This window comes from Streptomyces sp. JH34 (assembly GCF_029428875.1).
Taxonomy (GTDB): domain Bacteria; phylum Actinomycetota; class Actinomycetes; order Streptomycetales; family Streptomycetaceae; genus Streptomyces.
On record NZ_JAJSOO010000001.1, the window covers coordinates 5,903,411 to 5,922,461 of the forward strand.

Genomic DNA, 19,051 nt, shown 5'->3' on the forward strand with positions numbered 1-19,051 from the left:
CCCCGTGTACCAGGAAGGTGTCCACCACCGTGGAAACCGCAAGCGCCGCCGCCCGGACCGCCCCGGCCGCAGTGATCGTCGCCATAGACGGCCCCTCCGGCACCGGCAAGTCGAGCACCTCCAAGGCCGTCGCCGCGCAGCTCGGCCTGAGCTACCTGGACACCGGCGCGCAGTACCGGGCCATCACGTGGTGGATGCTGAACAACGGCATCGACGTGTCGGACGCGGCGGAGATCGCCACGGCCGCCGCCAAGCCGGTCATCGTCTCCGGCACGGACCCGTCCGCCCCGACGATCACCGTCGACGGCGAGGACGCCTCCGGTCCGATCCGCACCCAGGAGGTCACCTCCAAGGTCAGCGCCGTCAGCGCCGTTCCCGAGGTGCGCGCCCTGATCACCGAGCTGCAGCGGACCATCGCCACGGAGGCCGAGCACGGCATCGTCGTGGAGGGCCGCGACATCGGCACGACCGTGCTGCCCGACGCCGACATCAAGATCTTCCTGACCGCCTCCCCGGAGGCGCGCGCCGCCCGCCGCAGCGGCGAGGTCAAGGGATCCGACCTCGCCGCGACCCGGGAGGCGCTGATCAAGCGCGACGCCGCCGACTCCGGCCGCAAGACCTCGCCGCTGGCCAAGGCCGGGGACGCCGTCGAGGTGGACACCACCGACCTGACCCTCACGCAGGTCATCGAGTGCGTCGTCACCCTCGTCGGGGAGAAGCAGGCCGCGAAGTGACCGAAGCCACTGCCGCGCCGACGCTGCGCGGAGCGGCCGTCGGGCGCGGGATCGGCATCGGGCTCATGTACGGGCTGTTCAAGCCCCGTGTGCTCGGCGCGTGGCGCGTCCCCACCGCGGGACCCGTCATACTCGCGGTGAACCACGCGCACAACCTCGACGGACCGATGCTGATGGGCACCGCGCCCCGGCCCGTCCACTTCCTGATCAAGAAAGAGGCGTTCGTCGGCCCCCTCGACCCGTTCCTGCGCGGAATCGGGCAGCTGAAGGTGGACCGTACGACCGTCGACCGCAACGCCATCACGCAGGCACTCGGCGTGCTGGACGACGGCGGGGTCCTCGGGATCTTCCCCGAGGGCACCAGGGGCGAGGGCGACTTCGCCTCCCTGCGCGCGGGGCTGGCGTACTTCGCGGTGCGCGGAGGGGCGCCGATCGTCCCCGTCGCGGTCCTGGGAAGCACGGAACGCCGCGGACGGTTGATATCGGCACTGCCTCCGCTGCGCAGCCGGGTCGACGTCGTCTTCGGCGACGCCTTCCAGGCCGGTGACGGCAGCGGGCGGCGGACCAGGAAGGCGCTGGACGAGGCGACGCTGCGCATCCAGAGTGAGCTGACCGCTCACCTGAGGAACGCCAGGCGTCTCACCGGACGCCTGTGACACTTGAGTAGTGGGCCGCGCGATCGTGGCCCATCGATGATGATGCAAAGAGGAACGGACTTCATGAACGACCAGATTCACTCCGGCGGCTCGGACCACGAGCACGGAGCACTTGGCGATGCCGAGTACGCGGAGTTCATGGAGCTCGCCGCGCAGGAGGGGTTCGACCCCGAGGAGGTCGAGGGCGCGATCGGTGAGGCCGGTCACGGACCGCTTCCCGTGCTCGCCGTCGTCGGCCGCCCGAACGTCGGCAAGTCGACCCTGGTGAACCGGATCATCGGCCGCCGCGAGGCCGTCGTCCAGGACAAGCCCGGCGTCACCCGCGACCGCGTCAGCTACGAGGCCGAGTGGGCCGGCCGCCGCTTCAAGGTCGTCGACACCGGCGGCTGGGAGCAGGACGTGCTCGGCCTCGACGCGTCCGTCGCCGCCCAGGCCGAGTACGCCATCGAGACGGCCGACGCCGTCGTCTTCGTGGTCGACGCCACCGTCGGCGCCACCGACACCGACGAGGCCGTCGTCAAGCTGCTGCGCCGGGCCGGCAAGCCCGTCGTCCTGTGCGCCAACAAGGTCGACGGACAGAGCGGCGAGGCCGACGCCACCGCGCTCTGGTCGCTCGGCCTCGGCGAGCCGCACCCGGTGTCCTCCCTGCACGGCCGCGGCACCGGCGACATGCTGGACGCCGTCCTGGAGGCCCTGCCCGAGGCCCCGGCCCAGACCTTCGGCACCGCGCTGGGCGGCCCGCGCCGCATCGCGCTCATCGGCCGCCCGAACGTCGGCAAGTCCTCCCTGCTGAACAAGGTCGCCGGTGAGGACCGTGTCGTCGTCAACGCCCTGGCAGGCACCACCCGCGACCCCGTCGACGAGCTGATCAACCTCGGCGGCATCACCTGGAAGTTCATCGACACGGCCGGCATCCGCCGCAAGGTCCACCTCCAGGAGGGCGCGGACTACTACGCCTCGCTGCGCACCGCGGCCGCCGTCGAGAAGGCCGAGGTCGCCGTCATCCTGATCGACTCCAGCGAGTCCATCAGCGTCCAGGACCAGCGGATCGTCACCATGGCCGTGGAAGCGGGCCGTGCCATCGTGATCGCCTTCAACAAGTGGGACACCCTCGACGAGGAGCGCCGCTACTACCTCGAGCGCGAGATCGACACGGAGCTCGCGCAGGTCGCCTGGGCGCCGCGCGTCAACGTCTCGGCCGTCACCGGCCGGCACATGGAGAAGCTGGTACCGGCGATCGAGACCGCGATCGAGGGCTGGGAGACCCGTGTCCCCACCGGCCGGCTGAACGCCTTCCTCGGAGAGATCGTCGCCTCCCACCCGCACCCGGTACGCGGCGGCAAGCAGCCCCGCATCCTGTTCGGCACCCAGGCGGGCACCAAGCCGCCGCGGTTCGTCCTCTTCGCGTCCGGCTTCCTGGAGCACGGCTACCGCCGCTTCGTCGAACGCCGTCTGCGTGAGGAGTTCGGCTTCGAGGGCACCCCGCTGCACATCTCGGTGCGCGTGCGCGAGAAGCGCGGCCGCAAGAAGTAGTCCGGCGGCACGGCGAAGCCCCGGACCATCCGCTCCTCGTGGATGGTCCGGGGCTTCGCCGTGCCGCTCAGGCGTCCGTGGCACCGGGCGGCAGCGCCGCGGGCCGGGCGCGCCCCGCGTGCCGTCCCACGCGCTGCCAGGACCCGGGATTGGCACCGCCGCCAGAGCCGTGGCTTCCCTGGGCGTTCGCCGCCGTACGACTGCTCAGTGGTGCACGGCTGCCGAACATCCCGATGCCGAACGTTCTGAAGCCGAGATTCTCCTCACCGGTGCGGTCCCCGGGAAGCGCCCGGAACGATCGCCTGTACTCGGAGTACAGAGCGTCGTAGATCGGGGTGTGGGACCTGCCGCCCGAGGGGTCCTGCGACGGACGCATGGCAGGAATCGGGGTCTGCTGCTGGCGAGAAGGGTCGTATGAGTGCACGTAGGTGCCAACGACCTCACCGCCCGTCGGATGCGGGCCGGACGGAGAAATCGCTGTTCGGCGGGCGGAGGAGGGCGGCACGGACACGCTCAGGTCCCGGCGAGCGGCATCGTCGCGGCGACCAGCAGTCCGTTGACCGCGGCCTTGTCGAGCGCGTCACGGAGCAGGTCCTCGCGCGGCTGCTGGCCGATGGAACCGGCCGGCGCGGCGAAGACCAGCACGCTCTGCGACTTGTTGGCGGCGGTCCTCCAGCCCTCGGTGACCTGGAGCGGCTGGTGCGCCTGCCACCAGGCGACGGGGCTTCCGCCACCGGCGCCCGGCTGCAGGACCGCGTGCAGTTGGCCCATGGCGAGAAGGACCGACCAGCCGGGGAGAACACCGGGCAGACGGTTCAGATGAGGCGTGGGCAGGAAGCCCTGCTCCAGCAGGAGCTGGAGGAACTGGTCGCCCCCGCTGCCGTCCGTGCCGGGCCGGGCGATCGGCCCGGTCGGTTCGACGACCAGGGCCGGGCGGAGGTCGTCCTCGATCAGGACGAGACCGCTGGTGATGCCGAGGACGGCCTGTTCGGGCATGAGGCCCTCCGGATTCTGTGGCTCGCTGCCGGTGATGGACCGCACCGCGCCCTGGAGCTGGTCCTCCGCGACCTGGACGACCTGCGAGGGGATGCAGGTCGCGTGGGCGAAGGCGAGCACGGCGGTCTCCTCGCCCACGAACAGCACCGTGCTGGTGCGTTCCTGGTCGGAATCGCCGGGGGTGCGGCACGAGGTGCAGTCGTAACTGCCTGGGGCACTGTCGCCGACGAGCAGCCGGTCGGCTTCGGCATCGCCGATCTCGGCGCGTACGTCCTCGCTGACGTCGAGCATGCGCGGCACGGGTGGCTCCTCGGACTCGGTGCGTGAGCCGGGCGGTTCCCGGCTCATCAAGACAACGGAAGACCGGGGGCCGGGGTCACGCGCGAATCGGGAGATCGGGCGCCGGAGCCGGCAACCCGGTGGACCGGAAGGCAGCCGCGACGATACGGAGTTCATCATTCCGCACAATGACCCCTTTTACGACGGCGCCAGTTCGAAACGTCACGGGCTCGTGCGACTCCTGTGCGAATGCTGTGTCGTGTCCTGACGCCGCGTAAGGTCCGTTGCAGACCAGTCGAACAGGGGAAACGACTACGCAATGCACATTTCATTTCTGCTCCACAACGCGTACGGCATCGGGGGAACGATCCGTACCACCTTCACTCTCGCCGGGACCCTGGCGGAGCAGCACGACGTCGAAATCGTCTCCGTCTTCCGGCACCGTGACGAGCCGAAGCTCGGCGCACCCGCGGGGGTCCGGATGCGCCACCTCGTCGATCTGCGCAAGACGAGTCCGGGGTACGACGGGGAGGACGCCGAACACGCCCGGCCCGCATCGGTGTTCCCGCGGGGCGACACACGGCACAGGCAGTACAGCAGGCTCACCGACAGCCGTATCGCGGCTCATCTGTCCGCGCTGGAGTCCGATGTCGTCGTCGGTACGCGCCCCGGTCTGAACGTCCACATCAGCCGGCAGGCGCGGCGCGGCCCGGTGCGCGTCGGCCAGGAGCACCTGACCCTGGAGAGCCACGGCTACCGGCTGCGCCGGGAGATAAGCCACCGGTACGGGCTGCTCGACGCGGTCACGACCGTCACCGAGGCCGACGCCCGGGACTACCGCACCAGGCTGCGGCTGCCCGGCGTACGGATCGAGGCCATCCCCAACAGCGTGCCCGAGCCCGCCGGCCCGCCGGCCGACTGCGACGCCAGGTGGATCGTGGCCGCGGGCCGGCTGCACCGGGTCAAGCGCTACGACGTGTTGGTCCGGGCCTTCGCCGAGGTCGCGGCGGTGCGTCCGGAGTGGCGGCTGCGGATCTACGGCGCCGGTGACGCGTCGGGCAACGAGCAGCAGCCCCTGCGCGCGCTCGTCGACGAGCTCGGACTCCGCGACCGGGTGTTCCTCATGGGGTCGGTCGACCCGATGGAGGCGGAGTGGCCCAAGAGCTCCATCGCGGCCGTCACCTCCGAGCGCGAGTCATTCGGTATGACCATCGTGGAGGCGATGCGCTGCGGAGTGCCGGTCGTGGCGACCGACTGCCCCCACGGACCCGCCGAGATCATCGACGACGGCACGGACGGCCGCCTGGTGCCGCCGGGGGACACCGGCGCGTTCGCCAAGGCGCTGCTCGGCCTGATCGACGACGACGCGCTGCGGCACCGGATGGGCCGCGCGGCGCGGGCATCCGCCGCACGGTTCGACCCGGCACCCATCGCGGAGCGGCACGAGAAGCTCTTCACGGACCTGGCGGCCCGGGGTGGTGGACGGCGGTCGCAGGGCGTCCTGCGCGGCGCGGCCCACCGCTCCCGGGGCGCGGTGCTGGACGGGGCGTACGCACTGCGTTACAAGGCGGCCGAAGTGATCCGCAGAGGGCGGGCCTGACCCGCACGGCGCCCGGAACCACGGTCCGGGCGCCGTGGCCCGGACGGTTTCATTCCGCATGACCCGGCGGTCCGGGTGCTCTTCCGTCCGGGGATCGGCGGGCGCCGGGCACGTGAAGTAAGGCCCGCATAAGGGGGAGTGAATTCCGGGTGACCTGCCCGTGTAATTCGACTTCTCCGGACGCTCGGTGAAAACAGAACGCGCTCGGCGCCGGGTTCCCGCAATTCCCTGCCGGTGACCCTCCGTGGCTTTTCGAAGGATGCGGGCAATCGGTTTCGGTGACGGCCCGGCGGCCCGTCCGGGTGAGGTGGTCCGGAGTGAACGCCTGTGGACGTCCTGTGACACAAGCGTGACCGCCGGGGTACATCGGGATGCGTGGGGTCCGTGACCACCACCGCTTCCGCCGGAGCGCGAGGCGGCCTACGGTGATACGTATGGCACCTGTACCGACCCCTCCCGCCCAGCCGGAAGACACCACCGAGTCGTACGTCGGCCTCGATGCCGAGGCCGCCGAACGGCAGGCCAGAGAGCGTGGCTGGAGCACGGTCCGTGCTCTCCCGCCGGGCACGGTCATCACCATGGAGTTCCGCGGCGGGCGCATCAACTTCGAGGTGGACGCCTCGACCGTGACCCGCTGCTGGGTCGGCTGACCCCGGCCCCCGCACATGGTGAAGGCCCCGACTCCGGTCGCGGGGCCTTCACCATGTGCGGGGCGGGTGCTCCCGGTGTCCCGGCAGGTCAGGGAGCGACCGGACCGCCCGCCACCGGGCGGGCCGGACCCGCGTTGCTCCGCGGGCCACGGTCCGCGTGGGGTGGACGGCGGGTGCCGGCCGGGGCCGGCGGCGTCCGTTCCGGGCGCACGGAGTGTGCCTGGTGTGCCCGCGCGCGGGCCGCGGTGCCAGGATGGCCCGCCGCCCCGGGCGCAGGCCTGCTCGCGGCCTCCTGGACCGCCTCCGCGGGGCCCGCCCCGCCGACGGCTGTCCGGGGCACCAGGACCGGTTCCGGTGTCAGGGGAGCCGCCGGAACGGACTTCCGGAGCCTCAGGCGGGTCCGCCACTGCTCACGCATCGCGAGGATCCAGGTCTCGGTCCGGGTGATCAGCGGCTCGAACCAGGGCAGTGCCAGCAGGATCAGCAGCCCGGCGACCCAGCCCAGCAGGACGTCGCTGAGCCAGTGGGTGCCGATGTAGACGGTGGTGAGACCGACGCCCAGGGACACGAAGGCGGAGAGTGCCGACAGATAGCGCCTGGCACGCGGGGTGGTGGCCAGATAGGCGAGGATTCCCCAGGTCACCACGGCGTTGGCGGTGTGGCCCGAAGGAAATATATCGCCGCCGGCGAAGAGCTCCGCCGAGCCGATCTGGGTGGCGTAGTGCGGTCCGAGCCGCCCCAGGCCGAGCTTGACCGCCCCCACCGACAGGTTGAGCAGCAGCAGCGACGTGCCCAGCGTGAGCAGCGGACGCAGCGTGTGCTGGCGCCAGGAGCGCCAGCCGAGCCAGGAGGCGACCATCACGGCTGTCGGGCCCCGCTGGCCGAGCACGACGTAGTAGTCGAGGAAGGCGTGGAGTTCCGGCCACTGCTGATACGGCCGGAACAGCATGACCTTCCAGTCGAGGGCCACCAGCCAGGACGAGACGAGCACGGCGAGGACGATGGCGAGATAGAACGCCAAAGTCCCGCCGAAGAGAGCGATGCGGTGACGGCTCATCCGCGGGGTCTCTATCTTCGGCGGTTCCGGCTCCCGGTCCAGACGGGCAAAGATGTCGGTACGCACGCAATGGACGTTACAGCGAGTGAGTGTGTGATCCGGCCGATCCCGCGTCTTTGTGATGACGATGTGATGTGGACTTTGTCTCAGGCAGGTATCCATTCCCTGTGTTCCGGGGGAATGTCTTCACCTCGTCGGCTATTCGTCCCGGCCGCAATTCGCAGAAATGTTTGAGGGCCGATGAAATGATTCGGCGTGACCCGGCGACGCGGGCGCGGGGCCATTCGGGGGAGCCGTCGGCCGCGTGCCCGCCGTGCCGCCGTGGCACCGGCGTGGCGGTCCGGGCGTCGCCCCGCGGACAGGGAGTGAAGTGGTGTACGCCACACCCGGTGGCCGGTGAACGTATGAGCTGCACCACGCGTGACCACCTGGAACTCGCGTACGCTGACGGCTCACTCGCCCGTCGATGCCGGGCCCGGGGGTGCCGTGAGGCGCATCCCCAGCAGGTCTGCCGAGCGCGAGGGACACATGGTGGGAGGCACGTACATGACCGGGACGTCCACGGCTGTGAGCCGACTGCGCGCTGCGGCCGGCGGCGCCAACCGCTGGGTCGTCCTGGTCGTCCTCTGTCTCAGTCTTCTGCTCGTCGCGCTCGACGCGACCGTGCTGCACGTCGCCGTTCCCGCGGTCACCGAGGACCTGCGCCCCAGCGCCGTCGGTCTGCTGTGGATCGTGGACGCCTACCCGCTGGTCTGTGCCTCGCTGCTGATCCTCTTCGGAACGCTGGGTGACCGGATCGGCAGACGGCGCGTCCTGCTCCTCGGATACGCCCTCTTCGGGATCGCCTCCGCCGTCGCCGCGACGGCGGACTCACCCGGTGTGCTGATCGCGGCGCGCGCCCTGCTCGGCGTGGGCGGCGCGATGATCATGCCGGCCACCCTGTCGATACTGCGCCAGGTCTTCCCCGACCGCCGCGAGCGGGCCATGGCCATCGGCATATGGACCGCGGTGGCCGCGGTCGGCGCCGCCACCGGGCCGGTCATCGGCGGCTTCCTCGTCGAGCACTACTGGTGGGGCTCGGTCTTCCTCATCAACATCCCGCTCATGGCGCTGATACTCCCGGTCGGCCGCTGGCTGCTGCCGGAGTCCCGGGGTGAGAGCGACGGCCCCTGGGACGTGCTCGGCGCGCTGATGGCCGCCGCCGGTGTGCTCGGGGTCGTGCTCGGGATCAAGCGGATCGGCGGGCGGGAGGGACTGGCCGACCCCGCCACCCTCGTTCCCCTGCTCGCCGGTGCCGTGCTCGTCGTCCTCTTCGTGCGCAGGCAGAAGCGGCGTACGCACCCGTTGATCGACATCGCGATGTTCTCCAGGCCCGCCTTCACCACCGCGGTGGGCTGCATCGTGCTCGCGATGCTGGCCCTGGTCGGCCTGGAGCTGATCGCCGTCCAGTACCTCCAGCTGGTCCTGGACCTGAGCCCGCTGGAGACCGGTCTGCGGCTGCTCCCGCTGACCTTCGCCGCGATGGCGGCCGGCGCCACGGGGTCGTACACCCTGAGCCGTGTCGGTCCCCGCCGGATGGTCGGCTGGGGCTTCGTCCTGACGGCGGCCTCGGTGCTCCTGCTGACGCTGATGGGTCAGCACGACCGGCCGGTGCTGCTCACCGCCGGCTTCGTGCTGCTCGGCTTCGGGCTGCAGTCCACGCTGTTCGGGGCGTACGAATCGATGCTGAGCGAGGTCCCCGCGGAGCGTGCGGGCGGCGCGGCCGCGATCGGCGAGACCTCGTACCAGCTGGGCGCGGGCATGGGCATCGCGCTGCTCGGCAGTGTCATGAACGCGGCCTACGCTCCCGGGCTCTCCCGCGTCCACGAGGAGGGCGTCCCCGCCGCGGCGGGTTCGGCCGCCTCGCACTCGCTGGGGGAGGCCTACCAGGTGGCCGGCCGGCTGGGCGGTCCCCTGGGTGATCTGCTGCGGGACACGGCCCGGCGCGCCTTCGTCGACGGACTCCACGTCACACTGCTGGTCAGTGCCTGCCTGCTGCTGCTCGGGGCGCTGGCGGCGCTGCGCCTGCCGCGCGTCATGGACTGCGCCGAGGCGAAGGGCGCCGGTCAGGGCCCGGTCTCCGTGGTGCCGGAGCAGGCCGCCCGCCGCGGGGCGCGTGCGCTCCCGGCGCCGGACGGCCCGGGGCCGGAGCCGCGACGGGTCCCCCTTCCCGTCCGGCGCGAACCCGCCGAGGTCACGGGCCCTGGACGGGCGGCACGCTGAGCCGTAACGTCGGCACGGCGCCGAAACTACCACTGCTAGTTTCAGTACCGTGGCGTGTTTCTGTACCGAGCGAGCCGCCGGAGGCACTCATGTCCACCACCGAGTCCGCGAAGCCCTCCAAGGCCCAGGCGTTCGATCCGGGCGACCCCCTCGGCATCGACGATCTCCTCGACCCCGAGGACCTGGCGGTCCGGGACACCGTGCGTAGCTGGGCCGCCGACCGGGTCCTGCCGCACATCGCCGAGTGGTACGAGAACGGCGAACTCCCCGGCATCCACGAACTGGCCCGCGAACTGGGCTCGCTCGGCGCGCTGGGCATGTCCCTGAAGGGATACGGCTGCGCGGGGGCGACCGCCGTCCAGTACGGTCTGGCCTGTCTGGAGCTGGAGGCCGCCGACTCCGGCATCCGCTCCCTGGTCTCGGTCCAGGGCTCCCTGGCCATGTACGCGATCCACCGGTTCGGTTCCGAGGAGCAGAAGGAGCGGTGGCTGCCCGGAATGGCGGCCGGCGAGACCATCGGCTGCTTCGGCCTCACCGAACCGGATCACGGCTCCGACCCCGCGGGCATGCGGACCCGTGCCAGGAGGGACGGCGGGGACTGGATCCTCACCGGCCGCAAGATGTGGATCACCAACGGGTCGGTGGCCGGGGTCGCCGTCGTATGGGCGCAGACCGACGAGGAGGGCGGTGGCTCGGGCATCCGCGGCTTCGTCGTCCCGACGGACAGTCCCGGTTTCTCCGCACCCGAGATCAGGCACAAGTGGTCGCTGCGCGCCTCCGTCACGAGCGAGCTGGTCCTGGACGGCGTACGGCTGCCCGCCGACGCGGTCCTGCCCGGGGCCACCGGGCTGCGCGGGCCGCTCAGCTGTCTCAGCCACGCCCGCTACGGCATCGTCTGGGGAGCCATGGGCGCGGCGCGCGCCAGCTTCGAGGCCGCACTGGACTACGCGAAGTCCCGTGAGCAGTTCGGCAGGCCGATCGGCGGATTCCAGCTCACCCAGGCCAAGCTCGCGGACATGGCCGTGGAGCTCCACAAGGGCATCCTGCTCGCCCACCACCTGGGCCGCCGCATGGACGCCGGGAGGATCCGCCCGGAGCAGGTCAGCTTCGGAAAGCTCAACAACGTGCGGGAGGCGATCGAGATCTGCCGCACCTCGCGGACGATCCTCGGTGCCAACGGAGTCTCGCTGGAGTACCCGGTGATGCGTCACGCGACGAATCTGGAGTCGGTGCTCACCTACGAGGGAACCGTGGAGATGCACCAGTTGGTACTGGGCAAGGCGCTCACCGGCCTGGACGCCTTCCGGTAGGAATCCCGGCGAGCACCTCGCTCAGCTCTGGTTGAAGAAGCCGTCGGCCGACCGGCCGCCGGCTTCGCCGTTGACCACCTGGGTGTGGGCGGGGGACAGCAGGAAGACCCGGGTCGCCACGCGTTCGATGGAACCGTGCAGTCCGAAGATCAGCCCCGCGGCGAAGTCCACGACGCGCTTGGCGTCACCCGGGTCCATCGCGGTGAGGTTGACGATCACCGGCACGCCGTCCCGGAAGAGCTCCCCGATGGCGCGTGCGTCCCGGAAACTGTCCGGGGTGACCGTGGCGATCCGGCGGCCCGTGTCCTCGGCCTTCTCGGAGGCGACCCGGACCCGGGGGTCGGTCACCCATGGCTGATTCGTGCCGGTCTCAGCATCCTCGGAGTACTCGTCGTCGTAGTACCGCTCGTCGTTGTCCTCCACGAGGCCCAGCCAGGCACTCGCCTTGCGCACCGATCCCATGGACGCCTCCTCTCACCGCGGTTCGTTGGTGTTCCGCATCTCTTTCCTATCCCTATGGTCGTCCATGATGCGGATCGAGCGCCAAGGGGATAGTCGCCGCACTGACGATTCGTGACGCTACTGGTGCAGAACATGTGGCGATTCGTCAGGGTACCTACCGCATCAGGCGCCTTGCGGAACGAAAATATGATCCAGCCGGGCCGTACGGGTGATATGGGGGGCGTACGGGTGAACGGCCCGCCCGATACGATGCACGCCGCGCAGGTGCGCGAGTTCTGCTCGTCAGATGAACGGCTACCGGGGGATCGCTGTGTTCGGAATCGTGAGGCCATGCACCCATCGGCTCTCCGAAGGGCTCAAGACCGAGTGGATGGCTCATCTCTGCGGGCTGTGCCTGGCCCTGCGGGCCGACCACGGCCAGTTCGCACGCGTCGTCACGAACTACGACGGCCTCATCGTATCGGTCCTGACGGAGGCTCAGGCCGAACGCACGGCGGAGCAGCGGCGCACCGCGGGACCCTGCCCGCTGCGCTCGATGCGGACGGCGCCGGTCGCCCGCGGGGAGGGGGCCAGGCTGGCCGCCGCCGTGTCACTCGTGCTGGCGTCCGCGAAGGTGCGCGACCATGTGGCCGACCGGGACGGGCTGTTGAAGCGGCGCCCGGTGGCAGCGGCCGCACGCCGGGTCGCTGCGGGCTGGGACAGGGCCGGGGCGCGCACCGGGGCCGAGCTCGGCTTCGACACGGCGGTCCTGGTCGACGCCGTCGACCGGCAGACCGGCATCGAGTCCCTCGCCGGCCCCGGCACCCCGCTGCTGACGGTCACCGAACCCACCGAGACGGCCACGGCCGCGGCCTTCGCGCACACCGCCGTACTCGCGGGCAAGCCGCAGAACGCGGCGCCGCTCGCGGAGGCGGGGCGGCTCTTCGGGCGGCTCGCCCATCTGCTGGACGCCGTTGAGGACCGCGAGGCCGACGCCGCGTCGGGTTCCTGGAACCCGCTCACGGCGACCGGCACGCCGCTCGCCGAGGCCCGCCGCCTGTGCGACGACGCACTGCACGGTGTGCGCCTCGCGATGCGGGACGCGGAGTTCACCGACGCCGCACTCGCGCACGTGCTCCTGGTGCACGAGCTGCGGCGTTCCGTGGACCGGGCCTTCGGCTCCACGGCGTGCTCGCACCAGCCGGACGGGCAGCCCTCGGGCGCCTTCGGCCCGCCGCCCGGCAATCCGTACGCACCGTCCGGCCCTCCGGGACCGCCCCTCCCGCCCGAACCGCCCCGCAACCGCCGTGGTCTCATCACCGGCTGCCTGGTCTGGGCCGGGCTCGCCTGCACCTGCCAGATGTGCTGTGCCGGCACCTTCAACGACCCGTGGACCGGCCAGGAGCGCGAGGGGCTCTGCCACAAGAACGACTGCTGCGACTGCTGTGAGGGCTGTGGCGAGGGGTGCAGCTGCTGCAGCAACTGCTGCAGCTGCTGCGAGGGCTGCGACTGCGGCTGCGACTGCTGACGCGCCGTCGGACCGCCGCGTCCGGCGCCCTCACCTGATCTCGGGCGGCGAGATCTGCGAGCTCCGGATGGCCGACTCGGAGGTGCCCCACTTCTTCAGGATGCGGTCGTAGGTGCCGTCCGCCTTGAGGGCGTCGACCGCCGCCCGGAAGGCCGGCGCCAGGGGGGTCCCCTTCTTGAACGCGAAGCCGACGTCGAGCCTCTTGTACTCGTTGAGGAAGCGCAGCCCCTCCTGCTGGGCCACGGCGTACCGCAGTCCGTTGATCGTGGACATCAGCACGTCGCTGCGGCCCTGCCGGAGCGAGATCCAGACCGCGGCCTGATCGGCGTACGTCTTGACCTCGTACGGCTTCTCGCCGGCGTCCGCGCACCGGTGCCTGTTCTCCTCCAGGGTCGCCTCGAACGTGGTGCCGGCGCCGGTGCCGACGGTCAGCCCGCAGAGCTGGGTGAGGTCGGTGACCTTCTGCAGATCGCTGTCCTCGCGGACGGCGAACCCCTGCCCGTCGTTGATGTACGTGACGAAGTCGATCGTCCTGCGGCGTTCCTCCGTCACTCCGAAGTTGCCGGTGCCCAGGTCGTACTTGCCGCTGCCGAGGGCCGGCAGGATCGCCTCGAAGGAGGCGACCTCACGCTTCAGCTTCAGCCCGAGCTTCCTGGCCACGGCGTCCGCGAAGTCGATGTCGGCGCCCGCGAGGGTCTTTCCGTCCTCCTGGTAGAACGCCCCGGGCGGGGCGCCGACGCTGGACGCGAGGGACAGGGTGCCCGCGGTGCGCACCTTCTCGGGCAGCAGCTTCGCCGCGGCGTCGTCCCGCTTCACCGACGAGACCACGTCGGTCGTCGGGGTCTTTCCCCTGACGGCGGTTCCGGCGCCGGCCGGTGCGGCGGCGGGGTCACCCGATCCGCAGGCGGTGAGCGAGAGGGCGGCCACGGTGATCAGCGCGAAGGCAGCGGTCTGCCGGGTTCGGGGCATGGCGGATTCTTCTCCGGTTCGTCGACCGCGCTCCGGTGCCTGGGCGGCGCGGAACGTCGGGGCGGGAGATCAGCGGTACGAGGGGAGGGCGGAGCGATGTCGTGTGCGTGAAGGAACGCGGGGGAGTCCGCTCGAACGCCCGGGGCGTGAGCGGGGAGAAGGACGACGCAGGGGGGTCAGCTCAACAGGAACAGGACCACACACGACCGAAGTCGATGTGGGAGCGGGTGACCAGCCACAGCTGCGGATACATGGCCCAAGTGGAACAGGCATCCGGTTGCGCGTCAACCGAGGTGAGACGTACAGCTCACACTGTGGACAGGGTTGACAACAGCCCGTGGGTGCCGCTTTTCTCGGAGGCGGACCGGCGCTGAGGGGCCCGGTCCATGTCGTCTCTCGCGTTGAAGGCACGCCCCGTGTTCGATCTCTGCATCCACGGAGCCTTCGCATGTCCGCGCAGACAGAAACCCATGCCCCGTCACTTCCCGTCCCGCCGGGCGCAGATGCCGGGGCGACAACTCTCCGCGTCGTCCCCGCACGCCGGACCGGCCAGTGGGCGGCCGCTGCCGTCGTCCTGCTCCTCCTCGCGGGGGCCCTGGTCTCCGTCGTACGCAACGACGCCTTCCAGTGGGACGTCGTCGGCGCGTACCTCACGACCGACTCCGTGCTGCGGGGCCTCGGCCTCACCCTGTGGCTCACCGGCCTCGTCATGGTGCTCGGCTTCGCCCTCGGCACCCTGCTCGCGGTCCTCAGGCTCTCCGGCAACCGCGTACTCCAGGCGGTGAGCTGGGGCTACATCTGGCTGTTCCGGTCCACCCCGATCCTGGTCCAACTGCTCTTCTGGTTCAACATCGGCGCGCTCTACCCGCAGATCCTCGGCGTCAGCACCGTCGACCTCCTCGGCCCGGTCACCGTCGCCGTCATAGGACTCACGCTCCACGAGGCCGCGTACGCCGCCGAAGTGGTCCGCGGCGGCATCCTCTCCGTCGAACGCGGCCAGCTGGAGGCCGCTCTGTCGCTCGGCCTCGGGCCCTGGCGCCGGCTCCGGCGGATCGTGCTGCCCCAGGCCATGCGCTCCATCGTCCCGCCCGCGGGGAACATGCTGATCGGGACCCTGAAGGGCACCTCGATCGTCAGCATCATCGCCGTGCAGGACCTGCTGTACTCCGTGCAGCTCGTCTACCACCGCACCTACGAGGTCATCCCACTGCTGCTGGTCGCCACCCTCTGGTACGTGGCCGTCACCTCCTTGCTTTCCATCGGCCAGTACTACGTCGAACGCCACTACGCGCGCGGCACGGCGGGCACACGATGACCGGCGCACCGGCGCTCGTCGTCATCGGCGGCGGACCACGCGGCACCGGAGTCGTCGAACGCATAGCCGCCAACGCCGCCGAGCTGTACGGCGGCCAGCCCCTGGACATCCACCTCGTCGACCCGTACCCGCCCGGCGGCGGCCGGATCTGGCGACAGGACCAGTCCCCGCTGCTCTGGATGAACTCCATGGCCGAGGACGTCACCATGTTCACCGACGACACCGTCCTGATGGACGGCCCGGTGCGCGAGGGTCCCGCCCTCCACACCTGGGCCGACGACGTCCGCGAGGGACGGACCGCCGTCGACGCCGACCCCGCGGTCCTGCGGGAGATACACCGGCTCGGCCCACAGGACTTCCCCAGCCGCCGGCTGCAGAGCGCCTACCTGCGGTGGGTGTACCAGCAAGCGGTCGCCGCACTGCCGCCCGGCATCACCGTGCACGAACACACCGGCCGCGCGCTGCGGGTGTCCGGCCCCCGCTGCGGCCGGCAGCGTGTCCGGCTCCAGGGACGCGCCGAGCCGCTCGACGCCGACCTCGTCGTCCTCACCGTCGGGCACCTCGACGCCGAGCCGGACGCCGGACAGCGGGAGCTGTCCGCCTTCGCCGCTCGTCACGGACTGGTCCACCTGCCGCCCGGCTTCACGGCCGACACCGACCTCTCCGCCCTGCCCGCGGGGCAGCCCGTCCTCGTACGCGGCTTCGGCCTCGCCTTCATCGACCTGATGGTGCTGCTCACCGAAGGGCGCGGCGGACGGTACGAGAACGGGGCCTACGTCCCGTCCGGCAGGGAGCCCGTCCTGTACGTCGGTTCGAGACGGGGCGTCCCGTACCACTCCAAGATCGGCTACCCCTGGCAGGGTGAACGGCCCACGCTGCCGCACCACTTCGGCGCCGAGCAGGTGGCGGAGCTCGTCGGCCGCCCCGGCCCCGTGGACTTCCGGCACGATGTGTGGCCGCTGATCGCCAAGGAACTGGGCCACGCCCACTACCACCGGCTCTTCACCGCCCACCCCGGGCGCACCGCCATGGACCGGGGGGACTTCGAGGAGAGGTACGCCGTCGCGGAGCCCGGCAGCGCCGAGCTCGCCGCCCTCGTCGCCTCGGCCGTCCCCGACCCCGCCGACCGGCTCGACCTCGACGCCCTCGACCGGCCCCTCGACGGAGTGCGCCACGACTCGTACGACGCGCTGCAGGACGCGCTGCGCGCCCACGTCACCGCCGACCTGGAGCGCCGGCACGACTCCCGGCACAGTCCGGACCTCGCCGTGTTCCTCGGACTCCTCTCCGTCTACGGGCAGTTGGCCGGGCTCGGCGACACCGGTGAACGGTGGCACGGCTTCTTCAGCTACCTCGCCTCCGGGCCGCCCGGCCCCCGACTGCGCCAGCTCCTCGCCCTCTCGCAGGCCGGCGTCGTCCGCTTCCTCGGCGCGGACATGACCGTGGAGGCCGACGAGGAACACGGTGTCTTCCGCGCCCGCAGCGCCACCCTGCCCGGCGCGTACACCGAAGCCCGCGCCCTGGTCGAGGCCCGGCTGCCCGACCCCTCGCTGCGCACGACCCGCAGCGCGCTGCTGAGCGCGTTGTACGAGGAAGGCGCCGCCGGCACCGGCACGGGCCTGCTCTCCGTCGACCCCGCAGACGGCCGGATCCTCGACCGGGACGGCCGTCCCCACCCGCGCCGCTTCGCCCTCGGCCCTTCCACCACCGCCCGCTCCGGCGGTGCCTTCACCCGGCCGCGCACCGGCGGGCCGGCGTTCCGGCAGAACGACGCCACCGCCCGGACGGCGCTCGCGTTCCTGCGCGACCTCTCCTGTCGGGACCACCCCACCGCCTGAGCCCGGCCCCCCTTCCGTCCCTCCTCGCCGCAGAAGGAACCTCGACGTGTCGCTGACCAGCGATCCACCCGTCCGCCCACCGGCCGTGCCCGACGTCGCCGGAGAGCCGGCCGCCGACGACTACGCGGCCCTGAAGGTCGTCCCACGGCTGAGGCAGCTGCGGCAGCTCTTCCACCAGGTCCGGGTCGTCCACGGACGCAACGGCCGGGTGGTGCCCCCGCTCATGGTGGCCACCGTCTGGTACGTCCTCCTGACCGCCGTGCTCTCCGTCCTCCAGCACTACGTCGAACGCCACTACGCCAAGGGGGCCGTGCGATGAGCGCACCCACCGAAGAAGCAAGCGGATCCGAGGCCATGGTCGAGATCCGGTCCGTGCACAAGAGCTTCGGCGCCGTCGAGGTGCTCTGCGGCATCGACCTGTCCGTACGCGCCGGGGAGGTGACCGTCGTCCTCGGCCCGTCGGGGTCGGGGAAGTCCACTCTGCTGCGCACCATCAACCACCTGGAGAAGGTCGACCAGGGCTGGATCAGCGTCGACGGAGCCCTGGTGGGCTACCGGAGGTCCGGCGACAAGCTTTACGAACTGCGTGAACGCGAGGTCCTGCGCCGGCGCACCCGGATCGGTTTCGTCTTCCAGAACTTCAACCTCTTCCCGCACCTCACCGTGCTGGAGAACATCATCGAGGCCCCGGTCGCCGCACTCGGCCGCCCCCGCAAGGACGCCGTCGCCGCGGCGGAGAGGCTCCTGAGCCGCGTCGGGCTCGCCGACAAGGCCGGTGCCTACCCCAAGCAGCTCTCCGGAGGCCAGCAGCAGCGCGTCGCGATCGCCCGCGCCCTCGCCCTGGAACCCAGGCTGCTGCTCTTCGACGAGCCGACGTCGGCGCTCGACCCCGAGCTCGTCGGCGAGGTACTCGACGTCATCAAGGACCTGGCCCACGGGGGCGCCACGATGATCGTCGTCACGCACGAGATCGGCTTCGCCCGCGAGGTCGCCGACACCGTCGTCTTCATGGACGAGGGGCGGATCGTCGAACAGGGACCGCCCGCCGACGTACTCGACCGTCCGGTCCGGGAGCGCACCCGCGCCTTCCTCTCCAAGGTCCTCTGAACGTGTCCCCGCAGTCGAGGAGCAGCCATATGCCCGTCCGACGCACCCTCACCGCAGCCCTCGCCACCCTCACCGCCGCCGGCACACAGGACGTGATCCGCCCCGAGGGCCGTAAGGACACGCGAATCAACATCGGCCCAGACCAGAACCGGATCAGAGGAAAGAAGGTGGAGACCATCGCGGCCCAGGTCCCCGCCGCCGTAAGCGAACGCGGCACGCTCCGGCTGGGCGCGAGCGCCGACGCCTCGCCACCGCTCGGCTTCTACGCGACCGACGACCGGATCCGGATCGGGAGCGAGACCGACCTCGTCACGCTGATCGTTGACACGCCGGGACTGATGCCCGAGTTCGAGCAGGTCTCCTGGGAGAACCTCTTCGGCGGCGTCGACAACTCGAAGTCCGACGGGGTCCTGTCCGACGTCACCGTGACCGAGGAGCGCAAGGAGAAGTACGACGTCGCGACGTACCGGCTCGACAACACCGCCTTCGAGGCCAGGAAGGGGTCCGGCTGGAAGGTGAGGGGCCCCGCCGACGTGGCGGGGAAGACCGTCTCCGTCGCCTCCGGCGCCGGTGACGGCCTCCAGGGGAAGATCGCCGCCACCACGAAGAGGGGCAGCGGTCCCGCGGAGGCGTACGGCGCCGCGATCGACCACATCATCCAGGACGGCTCGTACGCCGAGGTGCTGAAGCGGCGCTGGGGCCTGTCCGACGAGGCGGTCGAGAAGTCGGAGATCAACCCGCCCGGCCTGCCCAAGACCGAGAACTGACCCGAGAGG

17 protein-coding genes and 1 pseudogene are annotated in these 19,051 nt (G+C 71.2%); 13 read left to right on the forward strand and 5 right to left on the reverse strand.

Features of this window, described 5'->3' with window-relative positions; translation table 11 throughout:
- The first annotated feature begins 17 nt into the window (after positions 1-17).
- From cmk to der, 3 genes are all read left to right on the forward strand, one after another.
- On the forward strand, positions 18-734 hold the full coding sequence (gene cmk, locus LWJ43_RS26520) for a (d)CMP kinase (protein ID WP_277334706.1): 717 nt from the start codon (positions 18-20) through the stop codon (positions 732-734).
- On the forward strand, positions 731-1,390 hold the full coding sequence (locus LWJ43_RS26525) for a lysophospholipid acyltransferase family protein (RefSeq protein ID WP_277334707.1): 660 nt from the start codon (positions 731-733) through the stop codon (positions 1,388-1,390). Before cmk ends, LWJ43_RS26525 begins: the two co-directional genes overlap by 4 nt.
- 63 nt (positions 1,391-1,453) lie before the next feature.
- A complete protein-coding gene (gene der / locus LWJ43_RS26530; RefSeq protein ID WP_277334708.1) occupies positions 1,454-2,923 on the forward strand; it encodes a ribosome biogenesis GTPase Der in 1,470 nt (489 codons plus the stop codon).
- A 67-nt stretch (positions 2,924-2,990) separates the two neighbouring features.
- Here der and LWJ43_RS26535 read toward each other — a convergent pair whose 3' ends face one another.
- Both LWJ43_RS26535 and LWJ43_RS26540 read right to left on the reverse strand, forming a co-directional pair.
- Positions 2,991-3,299 carry a hypothetical protein gene (locus LWJ43_RS26535; RefSeq protein WP_277334709.1) on the reverse strand — a complete coding sequence of 103 codons (309 nt, stop codon included), beginning with the start codon at positions 3,297-3,299 and terminating at the stop codon, positions 2,991-2,993.
- Positions 3,300-3,436: 137 nt separating this feature from the next.
- Positions 3,437-4,219 carry a hypothetical protein gene (locus LWJ43_RS26540; protein ID WP_277334710.1) on the reverse strand — a complete coding sequence of 261 codons (783 nt, stop codon included), beginning with the start codon at positions 4,217-4,219 and terminating at the stop codon, positions 3,437-3,439.
- Between the two features lie 298 nt (positions 4,220-4,517).
- Between LWJ43_RS26540 and LWJ43_RS26545 the strand changes: the two genes are divergently transcribed.
- Positions 4,518-5,798 carry a glycosyltransferase family 4 protein gene (locus tag LWJ43_RS26545; protein ID WP_277334711.1) on the forward strand — a complete coding sequence of 427 codons (1,281 nt, stop codon included), beginning with the start codon at positions 4,518-4,520 and terminating at the stop codon, positions 5,796-5,798.
- Between the two features lie 434 nt (positions 5,799-6,232).
- Positions 6,233-6,448: an I78 family peptidase inhibitor gene (locus LWJ43_RS26550; RefSeq protein WP_277334712.1), complete on the forward strand. Its 216-nt coding sequence runs from the start codon at positions 6,233-6,235 to the stop codon at positions 6,446-6,448.
- 88 nt (positions 6,449-6,536) lie between these two features.
- Here LWJ43_RS26550 and LWJ43_RS26555 read toward each other — a convergent pair whose 3' ends face one another.
- Positions 6,537-7,571: a phosphatase PAP2 family protein gene (locus tag LWJ43_RS26555; RefSeq protein ID WP_277334713.1), complete on the reverse strand. Its 1,035-nt coding sequence runs from the start codon at positions 7,569-7,571 to the stop codon at positions 6,537-6,539.
- 480 nt (positions 7,572-8,051) lie between these two features.
- Here LWJ43_RS26555 and LWJ43_RS26560 point away from each other — a divergent pair, with 480 nt between their 5' ends.
- Both LWJ43_RS26560 and LWJ43_RS26565 read left to right on the forward strand, forming a co-directional pair.
- Positions 8,052-9,767: an MFS transporter gene (locus LWJ43_RS26560; protein ID WP_277334714.1), complete on the forward strand. Its 1,716-nt coding sequence runs from the start codon at positions 8,052-8,054 to the stop codon at positions 9,765-9,767.
- Between the two features lie 89 nt (positions 9,768-9,856).
- Positions 9,857-11,077 carry an acyl-CoA dehydrogenase family protein gene (locus LWJ43_RS26565; RefSeq protein WP_277334715.1) on the forward strand — a complete coding sequence of 407 codons (1,221 nt, stop codon included), beginning with the start codon at positions 9,857-9,859 and terminating at the stop codon, positions 11,075-11,077.
- Between the two features lie 21 nt (positions 11,078-11,098).
- Here the strand turns inward: LWJ43_RS26565 and LWJ43_RS26570 are convergent, their stop codons facing one another.
- Complete coding sequence (locus tag LWJ43_RS26570) at positions 11,099-11,539, reverse strand: cell division protein SepF (protein ID WP_277334716.1); 441 nt, start codon at positions 11,537-11,539, stop codon at positions 11,099-11,101.
- Between the two features lie 286 nt (positions 11,540-11,825).
- Between LWJ43_RS26570 and LWJ43_RS26575 the strand changes: the two genes are divergently transcribed.
- The gene (locus LWJ43_RS26575) at positions 11,826-13,046 is read left to right on the forward strand and encodes a DUF5685 family protein (RefSeq protein ID WP_277334717.1); all 1,221 of its coding nucleotides are present in this window, start codon (positions 11,826-11,828) and stop codon (positions 13,044-13,046) included.
- Between the two features lie 30 nt (positions 13,047-13,076).
- Here the strand turns inward: LWJ43_RS26575 and LWJ43_RS26580 are convergent, their stop codons facing one another.
- Entirely contained in the window at positions 13,077-14,015 is a 939-nt protein-coding gene (locus LWJ43_RS26580; RefSeq protein ID WP_277334718.1) for an ABC transporter substrate-binding protein, read from the reverse strand.
- A 448-nt stretch (positions 14,016-14,463) separates the two neighbouring features.
- On the opposite strand from LWJ43_RS26580, the gene LWJ43_RS26585 reads away from it, so the two are divergent.
- From LWJ43_RS26585 to LWJ43_RS26605, 5 genes and pseudogenes are all read left to right on the forward strand, one after another.
- Positions 14,464-15,330 carry an amino acid ABC transporter permease gene (locus tag LWJ43_RS26585; RefSeq protein WP_277334719.1) on the forward strand — a complete coding sequence of 289 codons (867 nt, stop codon included), beginning with the start codon at positions 14,464-14,466 and terminating at the stop codon, positions 15,328-15,330.
- Positions 15,327-17,168: an FAD/NAD(P)-binding protein gene (locus LWJ43_RS26590; RefSeq protein ID WP_277334720.1), complete on the forward strand. Its 1,842-nt coding sequence runs from the start codon at positions 15,327-15,329 to the stop codon at positions 17,166-17,168. The genes LWJ43_RS26585 and LWJ43_RS26590 overlap by 4 nt, the downstream gene beginning before the upstream one ends.
- Before the next feature lie 163 nt (positions 17,169-17,331).
- A pseudogene (locus tag LWJ43_RS26595) lies at positions 17,332-17,487 on the forward strand (amino acid ABC transporter permease); the annotation flags it as partial.
- Positions 17,488-17,522: 35 nt separating this feature from the next.
- Positions 17,523-18,275 (forward strand): amino acid ABC transporter ATP-binding protein, encoded by a 753-nt coding sequence (locus LWJ43_RS26600; protein WP_277336001.1) that lies wholly within the window; start codon positions 17,523-17,525, stop codon positions 18,273-18,275.
- A gap of 29 nt (positions 18,276-18,304) precedes the next feature.
- Entirely contained in the window at positions 18,305-19,042 is a 738-nt protein-coding gene (locus tag LWJ43_RS26605; RefSeq protein WP_277334721.1) for a transporter substrate-binding domain-containing protein, read from the forward strand.
- The last annotated feature ends 9 nt before the right edge of the window (positions 19,043-19,051 follow it).